We start from the raw sequence: 12,738 nt of genomic DNA, 5'->3' as shown, positions 1-12,738 counted from the left end.
ATGGTCCACTTTACCTGCAAAAGGGCAATACTTTTTCAATAGAATGGCCCCTTTTAAGTGCGGAGAGTAGCATTTTTACACAAAAACGGCCTTCCCCGCACTTGTTGAAAGCATCGATAACACTGGTGTTCTGGTCTTTTTTTCTAAAAATCAGCTTTTCTAAAACGCTGTACCTCAATTTTTCTTAAAAACACGGTACGAATGTGGCATTAAAGTAACCCTGAATTTACTGGTCTTTTCAGGCCCTCTCATTCTGCGGCTAAAGAAGCTTGGTGTTTCTTCGGGCAGTTTTTCAATAGTAACTCCTTCGGAAATATCGGAGATGACGGAAATATTTTCCGTGCTAACCAGTTGAATGGTTACAGGTTCATCCAAAAACGATTCAATTATAAATGTATTATTGTCGTAAACAAACAAGCTTACTTTGGCTGGTCCCTCGATGTACATTCCCAAATCTTTGCTCAATACCTGGCGAAATACATTCAAAACTCCGTCGGGCAAATCGTAAAGGTTTCCAAAATCGTTGGGGATTGTTATAACATATAGGTTTCCTTTTGAATACTGGCCCCTTAGCAGCATCGGGTAGCCGCTAACGCCATTTGTAAGCGGTCTCCCGGCGCTTACAATCTCCCAGGCATCGTTGGTTTGATACTGCACCTGTGTAATAAGGATGTCTTTTTCGGCTTTTCCGAAGAAGCCAAAATCGTTAACCAGTGCGTCCTTGTCTTCTGCACGTAATTCTACAATATCGGCAATGTCGTTTTGTATGGCTTTTAGCAAGCCGCTGGTAATTACGATATCGCCGCCTTTCTGTAACTGCTTTTTCATTTTATTTACAATGTCGCTATCGTACGTGGCTTGCTCAGTAAGCAATACTACTTTCTGGTCTTCAGGAAATTCGGAATACATGTCCATGGGCAGGCCAATCATTCCTAGATAATTCTGCAGGAAATCGTCGCCCAACGAATGATAAGGTTTGTATGATTTAATTCCGATTGGTTTACCCAGTTGGCCAACAACTTCATCAGCTTGTTCCAAAGCTACACCGGCCACACGTGCTAAGGTCGACGGTGTTACAGTTGTACCATCGGGCAATTGAACGGGTTTCATCATCTCGTCGTAATCAAAACTGGTTCCCATGCCTTGCCACTGTTTCCTGTGAATTTCGGGACGCAGTTGCACACCGGTTAGTTGATTGTAGGCAAATAGCATAATTTCGGGTGCCTTGGCAAACATGGTTAACCAAAGTTGTTCGGCATAGCGGTCCATTCCCATGTTCGATCCGCCGGCATCAACCCATCCGCCCAAGTTGTAACCCGGACGTAAGTTGTCGAAATAGCGAATGATATTGTAACTGAGGTAGTTTTGCAGATGCTGAGCAGATGAAGGGTCGCGGGTTTCTGTGCCTGTCCACACTCCATCAAACAGGTGTGGCCCGTTTTGCAGGTCGAATCCCAATCCCTGAAAATGATCGTACCAGTTGGGGTATTTAATAATCACTTTTACATTGGGATTAACTTTTTTCGCCGGATCCAGAACCAGTTCTTTTCCGGCTTTGGTCATTAGCTTTGTTCGGTACTCCGTCCAGCTCATGTCGCCTTTGGCTTCAATTTCGATATCAGATTTACAGCTGGTAAAAAAGAAATCGTCGAGAATAAAATCATCAAAATGTCGGGCGGTGTGTTCGGCAATCTGCTGTACAATTTCCCGGTGTTCCGGATTGGAATAGCAAAAGGTTTCAAAATTGTTCGATTCATCAATGGTGTAGGTGATTCCTCCTCCAACTTCCAGGCCTTTATCCAAAAAATATTGTTTTGCCTGCTCCAGTGTTTCATCTGGTACAATCAGTAAATCGCGATGGGTTTCCAGGTAAATTTTGTCGATTTTTATCTGGTTCGAAATGATGGTCCAGGTAGAGTCGAGCCAATTCAGGTCTTTCATCTTTTCCACTTCATACGCCCGGACATATACCGAGACTTTATAGTTTTTGTAATTTCCGGCCTGCGACAGTAATGTCATTCCGACCAGTATAATTAAAGTTAAAATTCGTTTCATCGTAAGTTTTTATTGGTTGAAAAAGTTTTACTATCAATCCTTATTTCTGCTCATTATTCTTCCAACAAAAGTTGTTGAGCCGCCAAAGCCAAAAACATATAATGCGACGAGCCTCCGCCAAGCACGTATTCAACCTGTTGCCACAGGTACGGAAATTCAAGCAGTTCCGGGAAATCGGGGCGAATAAGTGCCGTACCCGAAACTACACCACCCGGAATGTACGACCAGTCGGCGCGGTTTAAACCATAACCAACAGTTGCCGAGCGCACACCAATTCCCGAGGCAAACGAAGAAGTATTGGAGCCCGGATGACAACCCAAAATAAAATTCAAGGCATTGTAAATATATTCTGAGCTAAAAATATCGGGGTAGGCCGTATGCAAAAAGTATTGCCTGAAACCAAAGCTCTGGATATCCCAGCCGGCACCCCAGATTTGTGGGCGATAAGGAATTCCGTACGGAGTTTCGGCACCTTGTTCTTTTATCTGTTCGTTTAGCCCGCTCATGGCTTCCCTGATCGCTTTGGTAAAAGCAGGATCATTGATCTTTTTCTCGGCACGGCCAATGTACCATCCAACAAATCCAATAGCTTGTGTAATAAATTCAGTCTCGGAAAGCAGGTAATCTTTGTAAATATCATCGCCGGTAGTAATGAATAGTTCGGTTGCTGCGTGTATTCTTGCAGCTTTGGAACGTCCGTTGGCATCAGTAACCTCAAATAAGGTTTTGGCACAATCAAGCGCTTGTGCGCTGAGCGTATCGTTAAAGCCCTTTAGCACACGGGCTGTAGCAGCCATTTGTGCGGCAGTGGTTAATTCGCGGTATGGATTGTCTTCGGTAAATACCCAGCGGTCGTCGTCGTTGCCCCGAATGTTGTCGGTCATTGCCGCCGCATCGCCCAGCATTACATATTGCCTAAGGTTGTTGCAGATAATACCGCGGTAAAGTCGTCCCAAAGCCCGGTATCCGCCAATTACAGTAAGCGTACCATTTTCAACCTGTTGCAAAATGTCGGCTTTCCCATCGGGCTGGTGGATTTCGGTAATTCGCTGGTGCTGATCGATGGAAGTTACATCATAATCTACACCAAATGCTTCGTAAGCCAGTGCCAGAATATAAGCTTCGCCAGCCTGCGATTCCACACGCAAATCGAAGTCGCCGGCATCGTGCCAGCCACCAATATTTAATCCCGGTACAACGTCGCCGGGCGCATAATCAGTTAAAGTGGATTCTCCTTGTACATATCCATCGATGTGGTTAAAATTAAGCGGAGCCATTCGTGCATCATCCATATGACAGTCGTCGTGCCAAACACGGTATTTTTCGTTTACCCTCATGTGGCACATTTGTACAGGTAAGAAATATTCCACTACCGGTTGCCAAACCCCGCGATCGTAAACCGCATCATCAATCCGAAAAACCGGAGAAGCAGAATTGCCGTAACGCACCTGGAAAAGCCCCGGAGCATCTATTTCCGAGAAATCGAATTTCAGGTAGTTGTAGCGCAAAAATTGTCCCCATTCTTCACCGGGTTTACTGAGTACTTCTTCTTCTCCCGAAGCCGTAATTTTAAACAGCGCCGGAATTTCTGTTTTTTTTGTGCGTTTATCGAGCTCAATAACAGCTGTTTTTTGTTGATTGCAGGTGTAGCCAATTTGCGAAGTTTGAACAACCGGTGTATATCGCCAGTCTTCAACAACATTGGGTGTAATGATCCATTTTATGGCCTCTTTTGTTTTTCCTGCGGGAATTTCGCTTCGTACAACAAACCAGCCATTGTTATGATTCATGCGGCCGTCGTATAGTTTTAAAGCAGTTCCCGTACTTTCAATGCTGAATTTTCCGTAAGGATCGTCGGGGCGAACCACAAAATGGTGCCCCTGTGCATACGGCTCGGCAACAATATCATCGGCAATTATCGGGCTATATCCCTCGCCGGCAAGGCGTTCGGCTGAGGCTTTTCCTTCCGGATTAAAATTGCCCGGATCGTTGTAATGCGAATGTTCGTAACGGGTTGGCCCATTGGGTTGCATAGGGAAAATTCCCGTTTCATCGTCCATAATCCAGGGTTTACCAAACAGTGCTCCCGGGAAAAGTTCCATATTAAAACCAACTTTCCCCAGGTAATTTTGCGGAACGGGTTGCTCCAGGTCAACGGTAACGATAACCGAGCCGCCTTTGCCTTCAATATTTACGGTGTAATTTAACTGCAGATCGGGGTAAACCATAGGGTTGAAGCCGGTAATGTGGCGCGATGAGTCGGGAAAACTCAAATACGTAGTAATCGTATTTTTCTCCTGGTTGGTAACGCGATCGCGTTGTTTCGGCACCGGCTGCCATTGTCCGGGAGTGGGTTCCAGTCTGATATCGCCGTTGGTGGCAATGCGGTTTCCGTGCATAATCAGCGATACGCCTCCCTGGTGTCCTTCAGGATAAATATCATCGAAGGCCATAACATCCACACCATGGTTTTGGAAATATCCGGATGAAATAAGAGTGAATTCCTGCGCTTTTATATTAGTAGTGCCGAGTACTAAAAGAAAATAGAAAAGGAAAGAAAGTTTTTTCATAATTCAGATTTTAGGTAATTGGTTTATTATACTATTCGGATTATTGATTTCTCGTGCTTAACAAATTTATAAAAAATTGTAATTAGTACAATAAGTATCTTTGTGCTTCCAAAAAATGTAGTGGTAACTGATTTGGGATTTGAATCAAACAGATCATATGTTTTGAACAAATAATACATATTGTGACCATTGAAGTTAGTGGCTGAATTCATGAGTTTGAATTGTGTTAAAGGTCAGTAATACAGCCTTATAGGCTTTTGAGTTTTGAGATTAGATTGGTATATATGCCTGGTTGGATGCATTAAGAGTATCGTTTAACTGATTCTTCTGATGTTGCTTTTCAGGCTGTCACAAGGATGAAATTTATCTAAACTTGTAACTAAATTATCTAAAATTATAAGTCATCTATATATTGATAATGTAATTTTGACAATTACTGACAAACGATATTATTAAACTTGAAAGAATGGACTGTAAAAAACTATTATCATTAACCGACTTTTATAAGAACACAAATTTCGCTTGTGCTTTCCGATTATGGAATATTGTCGGACAAGTGATGCATTTAAACCGATTTAATTCGTTCATATTATCGTTCACCTGATGTCTCTGTTTTGGGGTGTTGCAACACCACATAACCATTGTGCAAATTATGTGTGCTAAATGAAGTGGGACGAAAGATCGTAGCTGTACTTTTTCGCATCGAATTTTTCGCTGCTATTTTTCTGAAAATTTCGTTAAGCATCAAAGTTTTAAAAAAGATTTAGTTGAACGCACAGTGGAAAATTGGTGGTGCATAGGATCCCATCATCAGAAAACTCAAGAATGAACGAAAATATAACTAAGAGGTTGGCGCTATTTTAAAGGGCTATTTCCCCGATAAATAAACGCTTTTATCTTAGACTTAATTCCAATTTATTAATCAAAACTATTTATTTATGAAAAAAGGCAAATTATTTCAGGTCGCACTTATGATGCTTCCTATGATGCTCTTAACTCTCTGGAGTTTTGGACAAAACGTCAATTTACGGGGTACTGTAGTTGATGGTTCCGGGAGTCCGCTTCCGGGCGTTACCATTGTTGTAAAAGGCACCACGGAGGGAACTATTACAAACACCGATGGAAGTTACTCTTTTTCAGATGTTCCGGGTGATGCTACACTTGTATTTTCTTTTATAGGAATGAGAACTCAGGAAATTTTGGTCGATGGGCAAAACACGATTAATGTTACCATGGAAGAAGCGGCAATTGGTATCGAAGAAGTAGTTGCAATTGGTTATGGGGTTCAAAAGAAAAAGTTAACCACAGGTGCCAATATTAATGTTGGTTCCGATGATCTCATTCAGCAAAGCACAAGTGAAGCGCTTGATGCAATTCAAGGCCAGGCTCCCGGTGTTAATATTGTCCAGAATTCCGGTATGCCTGGGGAAGGATTTAAAGTAAATATTCGTGGCCTGGGTACAATTGGTAACTCTCAGCCATTATATGTAATTGATGGAGTTGCAGGTGGGGATATAAATAATCTGAGTCCTGCCGACATTGAGTCGATTGATATTCTTAAAGATGCTGCATCGGCTGCAATTTACGGTTCACGTGCTGCAAATGGTGTAATTTTGGTTACAACAAAGCAGGGCCGCAGAGGTGATATGCAAGTAGCCTATGACGGTTATTATGGATTTCAGCAAATTGAAAATCTGGAACAGCCACTCAATGCGCAGCAGTTTATGGATATCTATAATGAAGAAAGAGTTGTTTCCGGTAGAGATGCGATAGACTTTGCAAGTGCAATTCCCGATTTGTATCAGAAAATACAAAGTGGGCAGTGGAATGGTACCAACTGGTTAGAAGAGGCATACAATAAAAATGCGCCAATACAGAACCATGCGGTAAATATTAGCGGTGGTTCTGAGCAATCTGTTTTTTCAATGGGTTTCTCTTATGCTTCTCAGGAAGGTGTTTTGGGTAAGCCGGTTGAACCTAACTACGACAGGTACACTGTGAGGTTAAACAGCGACCATACAATTTACAGGAAAAATGATCTGGATATAATAAAAGTAGGTCAAACCTTCAATTACAGTTACAGCAAAAAAGGCGGTATTGCCATTGGTGGAATGTATTATAATGATGTACGTAACTTGTTAGTAGGAAGCCCACTGGTTCCCGTTTATAATAGTGAAGGAGAATATTATGCTTCTGATGATTTGGCAGCCTCGGGTTTGGTTGGATTATCATCAAGGATCTATAATCCCATTGCACAGATGCATCTAAACAGAGGGATGAATGAGTCCAGAAACTATAACATCAACAGTAATGCATATTTGGAAATTCAGCCGATAAGAAACTTAATATTCAGAAGCAGTTATGGATACCGGTATAACGGGAATAGTTATCGCAGCTATCAGCCGGAATACAACTTGGCCGGAGACGTATCCTTAACTCCCGGACGCATCACGCAGTCTTCAGGAAACGGACACAGCTGGACTTTTGAAAATACCTTGAATTACAGGTTTAATTCGGGCAATCACAATATTGACGTTCTTGTGGGACAGTCTATGGAGAAATGGGGCCTGGGAACAAATATGAGTGCAACAAACGCCAATCCAACATTTCTTGGATTTGAGCATGCTTACCTGAACAATACCGATGGATTAACTACTGGTGTTACTAGTATTTCGGGCGGCCCGCTTAGCAGAGGGCAGCTTGCTTCTTTCTTTGGCAGGGTAAATTACGACTATGCCGAAAAGTACTTGTTGACCTTAGTAATGAGAGCTGATGGTTCTTCTAATTTTGCAAGTGGAAATCGTTGGGGTTATTTTCCATCTGTTTCAGCAGGCTGGGTAATGACAGAGGAAGGATTTCTTCAAGATAATGGTTTTGTAGATTTTCTGAAGTTGAGAGTCAGCTGGGGCCAAAATGGTAATTCCCAAATCGATCCATTCCAGTATTTGGCACTCGTTGGATTCAATAAAGACAACAATTATCGCTTTGGCAGTAACAGAGACGTGATGCAGCTGGGGGGATATCCATCTATATTACCTAATCCTGATGTTAGCTGGGAAACTTCAGAGCAATTGAATGTTGGTGTGGATGCAAATTTTTTGGATTCACGACTTCAGTTGGTTTTAGACTATTACAAAAAGACAACAAAAGACTGGTTAGTTCGTCAACCGTTGCCTGCAATTTTTGGAGCACAGGCTCCTTATTATAATGGTGGAGATATTGTGAACAAAGGGGTCGAGCTTTCTTTGCGATGGAATGATCACATTGGTGAATTTAACTATGGAGCACATTTTAACATCGCCGAAAATAAAAATGAAGTTACCCGATTGGGTAATGCAAGCGGATTTATACAAAGTAATGGAAGTATAATTTCACAGGGAACGGATCCAGTATGGCGCGTTGAAACCGGATTTCCTGTAGGTTATTTTTATGGTTACAAAACAGCCGGAATATTCCAAAACCAGGCAGAAATTGATAACTGGACACAAGGTTATCTGCAAGAAAACCCACAACCGGGAGATGTAATTTTCTTAGACACGAATGGTGATAATACTGTAACTCCTGATGATAAAACAATGATTGGTAATCCTCATCCTGATTTTAGAATAGGATTTGGAATCAACTTTGAATACAAAGGGTTAGATTTTGCCGTTACGGCCAAAGGTGCATTCGGTCATCAGATTTTGAAATCGTACCGCTCATTTGCCGACAACGAATTTCATAATTACACCGATCGTATTTTAACCCGGTGGAATGGCGAAGGTACTTCCAATCTTCTGCCACGCTTAACTGCCGGTAACACTACGAATAGAATCAATATCTCGGAAATTTATATTGAAGACGGAGATTTTGTCAAAATCCAAAACGTAACGCTGGGATATGATTTCAAAAAATTGATGCCAAATATACCTTTAGGACAGGCACGTTTATATGTTACCGCACGTAACCTGTTTACATTTACCGACTATTCAGGCATGGATCCTGAAGTAGGATACGGCAATGAGCAGCCTTTTGTATCAGGTATTGATTTAGGTTTTTATCCTTCACCACGTTCATATATGATTGGTGTAAATCTTAAATTTTAAAAACTAATAAATGAGAAATGTTATGAAAAAAATAATATATTATTTGATTGCAGTTTTATTGCTTTGGGGGTGCGAAGATTTTCTGAGCATGGATCCGCTTACTGATAAAACGTCAGCCAACTTTCCTCAAACAGCAGACGATGCTGAACAAATGATGGCTGGAATTTACACTATAATGAATAATATACAGAGTCAGGTTGACCGAAGCCCATTCTTCATTTGGGAAGTTGCAAGCGACGAAAAGCTTGGTGGTGGAGGAATGAATGATATTCAGGCACAGTCGTATGAAACCTTCCAGTTCTCGGACAATGAAATGTTGTTAAATTCCTGGAGTGTTTTGTATCAGGGAATACACAGGGCCAACTTTGCTATAGAGAATATGCCGTTGCTCGGAGATGAGGTTGTTAGTCCTGAAAAAAAGGCCCAGTTTACCGGAGAAGCAATGTTTCTACGCGCCTGGTACTATTACCAGTTAAATACGGTTTTCGACGAAGTTCCACTGAAAATTACCACTGAAAATGTGAATTTGCCCGCAGCTTCTGTTGATGAAATTTACGGACAAATTGCTTCTGACCTGAAAAATGCCATTGAAATGCTTCCGAATGTACCCTACAGCCAAACCCAGCAGGGAAGAATAACTAAATGGGCTGCACAAGCCTTAATGGCCCGGGTATTTCTTTTTTATACCGGTTTCTATAACAAAAATGATATCGCATTACCGGAAAGCGGAAGCGTTACAAAACAAAACGTTATTACATGGCTGGAAGATTGCTATGCGAATAGTGGTCATTCTTTGGTAGATGATTTTCATGAACTTTGGCCTTATACCAATTCATTGTCAATAAATGATTATCAATACATTCAGGATTACATGGCAGAAACAGGCAAGAGTCTCACTTATGCAAGTGATAATGGCGCCAGAAATCCGGAATCAGTTTTTGTTCTTCAGTTCTCAAATTTTGCAGGATGGGGTATTGACAGAGGTTACTCTAATACCTACCAGTTATTTTATGCTTTAAGAGGGCTACAGAATCTTGAAAATACCTATCCGTTTGCCGGTGGCTGGGGACAAGGCAACTCCGTGCCGGAGTCGTTGGTTGAGCAATGGAAACAAGACGAGCCCAACGATGTAAGACTTTGGGCTTCTGTAATGGATATTGAGAAAGAAGTTGTTCCATTAGGCTATCAAAGAGGACAATGGGACTTTGTTCTTGAAAGTAATTACTGGGGTAAAAAGTACAATGGAGTTACTGCCAGAGGAAGTGATGGTAATTTGAAAAATGATTATGGCGTAATTATGTATGGAACATCTGACAACAATCAGCTGTCTCATACCGATGACTTGGTCTATATCCGTTTTGCTGATGTCCTTCTCATGTTGTCAGAGCTGAAAGAAGATGCAACATATATGAATGAAGTAAGAGAACGTGCTGATTTGCCCCCTGTTACCTATTCGTTAGAGAATATTCAGAAAGAAAGACAGCACGAATTGGCATTTGAAGGCATAAGATGGAATGATATGAGGCGCTGGGGTGACAGTTACACGAAAACTGCCTTGGAATCACAGGTAGGAGTAGCAGTTTATAACTTTGGAGCTCCAGCTACACATTCAGCCTTACATCCTGACGGATACAGTTCACGCTACGATGCAACAAAAGGCTTCTTCCCAATTCCTCAGAGTCAAATCGACCTTTCCGAAGGCTTACTCGAACAGAATGAAGGGTATAGTCAGTCAGGAGAAGGATTGTATAGAGGTTGGCAAAATTAACCGGAGAAAGCAATATGGTTAGTGAAAAAAACATTATGTGATAAGAATTTTGCCTACAAATAATTAAGAACTTGATTCTTTATATAGCATTGTAATTATATGATTTAATTATAAAAAGCGTCACCAGTATGGTGGCGCTTTTTTTATAACAGGCTTTGCATTCATTTGAGATCAACCAGCCAAAATTCCTCAAATTATCTAAAATTAGAAACAGAATATCCATAATCAGAGATTCATCTAACCCCCTATGCATAATTTTACCTATACCAAAACCAAAAGACCAGAATGTGATGTGTTCTTTTGGAAAGAACAGACAATATGGTTTCCTACAGAGTATTACACAATAAAAATTATATGCAGTAGGCCAGTGAGTTGTCGTAAAAAACAACAGATGTGGCGACTGTGCAAAACAGGTAGAATTGTAAACCTAAATTAAAAGAACTTTAGAACAGTATGAACAAAATTACTTCCTTATTACTTCCAATCTTTCTTGTAATTATCAATTTTGGAGTACATGCTCAGGTTGGCCAGGCTCCGGCCGGATTTGACGTATTGCGCAATTCCATTCCACATGGGAAAATAGATACAGTTGTGTACACCTCTAGTACAGTAGGTGCTGAACGAACCACACTGGTTTATACACCTCCCGGCTATTCAGCTGAAAAGAAATACCCGGTTCTTTATCTTTTACACGGAATTGGTGGCGACGAATTTGAATGGTTGAACAACGGCCATCCTGAGGTTATTTTGGATAACCTGTATGCCGATGGAAAAGTGGAGCCAATGATCGTGGTGTTGCCTAACGGCCGCGCGATGAAAGATGACCGTGCCACAGGTAATATATACGCTGCCGACAAAGTAGAAGCATTTGCCAACTTCGAAAATGATCTTTTAAACGATCTGATTCCATTTATCGAAAATAAATACTCGGTTATTGCAGACCGTGAACACCGTGCAATTGGCGGATTGTCGATGGGAGGCGGGCAGTCGCTGAATTTTGGATTAGGCAACCTGGATGTGTTTGCCTCGGTAGGCGGATTTTCATCGGCACCTAATATCAAACAGCCTGCAGAGCTGGTTCCTAATCCTGAAAACACCAAAGAGCAACTGAATCTGCTGTTTATTTCGTGTGGCGATAAAGACGGTCTGTTCAGTTTTAGCAAGCGAACACACGATTTTATGAGCGAACACGAAATAGAGCACTATTACCATGTGATTCCTGAAGGACAACACGATTTTGCAGTTTGGAAAGACAGCTTATACAATTTTGCCCAGTTACTTTTTAAGTAGCAAAATCAGTTTGCAGAACAAAAATTAACCGAAAAAAGTAGAATAAATCTATCGATTAAAATGAAGAAAAGAATTTTTAGAACGAGTTTAACTTCTCAACTAACCGCTTTGGCCATGTTGTTTACTTTTGTTGCAAATGGTGTTCAGCCCGAAAAGAAAGTTACAAGCACAAATACCCCTGTATTCTCCAATTTTGTATATCAGGGCGATGATGATGTGTACAAAAAATACCCTTTGGAAGAAGGAGAGTTTTACAGCCCGATTTTGCAGGGGTGTTATCCCGATCCGGCAATAACTCGCAAAGGCGATGATTATTACCTGGTTTGTTCATCGTTCGCCATGTTTCCGGGTGTTCCTATTTTCCATTCAAAAGACCTGGTAAACTGGACCGATTTGGGAGGAGTACTCGATAACCCTGAAACATTCGATACACACGACTGTGGAATTAGTGCAGGGGTTTATGCTCCTGGAATTACTTACAACCCGTACAACGATACATTTTATATGATTACCACTGCTTTTACAGGTGGTTTGAATAACATTATCGTTAAAACAAAAGATCCTAAAAAAGGATGGGGCGACCCTATTAAACTGGCTTTCGGAGGTATCGATCCATCGATTTTCTTTGATGATAATGGTAAAGCATATATCGTGCATAACGATGCGCCTGATCGTGGAAAGGAATTGTACAACGGTCACCGTGTAATCAAGATCTGGGAATACGATGTTGAAAAGGACCAGGTTATTGAAGGAACCGACAAAATTATTGTTGATGGTGGTGTTGATCTGTCCAAAAAACCAATCTGGATTGAAGCACCGCACCTGTATAAAAAAGATGGTAAATACTACCTGATGTGCGCCGAAGGTGGAACTGGCGGCTGGCACAGCGAAGTTATCTTTAAAAGCGACAGCCCAACCGGACCATTTATTCCGGCACCAAGCAACCCGATTTTAACGCAGCGACACTTTC

6 protein-coding genes are annotated in these 12,738 nt (G+C 41.4%); 4 read left to right on the top strand and 2 right to left on the bottom strand.

Going from position 1 to position 12,738, the window contains the following annotated elements; genetic code table 11:
- Positions 1-174: 174 nt before the first annotated feature.
- Positions 175-2,055 (bottom strand): hypothetical protein, encoded by a 1,881-nt coding sequence (locus tag ABZB17_RS05590; RefSeq protein WP_372648481.1) that lies wholly within the window; start codon positions 2,053-2,055, stop codon positions 175-177.
- 53 nt (positions 2,056-2,108) lie between these two features.
- A complete protein-coding gene (locus ABZB17_RS05585) occupies positions 2,109-4,625 on the bottom strand; it encodes a glycoside hydrolase family 9 protein (protein WP_372648480.1) in 2,517 nt (838 codons plus the stop codon).
- Between the two features lie 938 nt (positions 4,626-5,563).
- On the opposite strand from ABZB17_RS05585, the gene ABZB17_RS05580 reads away from it, so the two are divergent.
- The 4 genes from ABZB17_RS05580 to ABZB17_RS05565 form a co-directional block, all read left to right on the top strand.
- Positions 5,564-8,710, top strand: a complete 3,147-nt coding sequence (locus ABZB17_RS05580; RefSeq protein WP_372648479.1) for a SusC/RagA family TonB-linked outer membrane protein — start codon at positions 5,564-5,566, stop codon at positions 8,708-8,710.
- 22 nt (positions 8,711-8,732) lie between these two features.
- A complete protein-coding gene (locus ABZB17_RS05575) occupies positions 8,733-10,478 on the top strand; it encodes a RagB/SusD family nutrient uptake outer membrane protein (protein ID WP_372648478.1) in 1,746 nt (581 codons plus the stop codon).
- Positions 10,479-10,931: 453 nt separating this feature from the next.
- A complete protein-coding gene (locus ABZB17_RS05570) occupies positions 10,932-11,768 on the top strand; it encodes an alpha/beta hydrolase (RefSeq protein ID WP_372648477.1) in 837 nt (278 codons plus the stop codon).
- 60 nt (positions 11,769-11,828) lie between these two features.
- Positions 11,829-12,738 (top strand): glycoside hydrolase family 43 protein (locus tag ABZB17_RS05565; RefSeq protein WP_372648476.1); only part of this gene is annotated, 910 nt, incomplete at its 3' end.

Source organism: Draconibacterium sp. (genome assembly GCF_041583095.1).
GTDB lineage: Bacteria > Bacteroidota > Bacteroidia > Bacteroidales > Prolixibacteraceae > Draconibacterium.
This window is presented reverse-complemented; position numbering and strand designations above follow the sequence as displayed.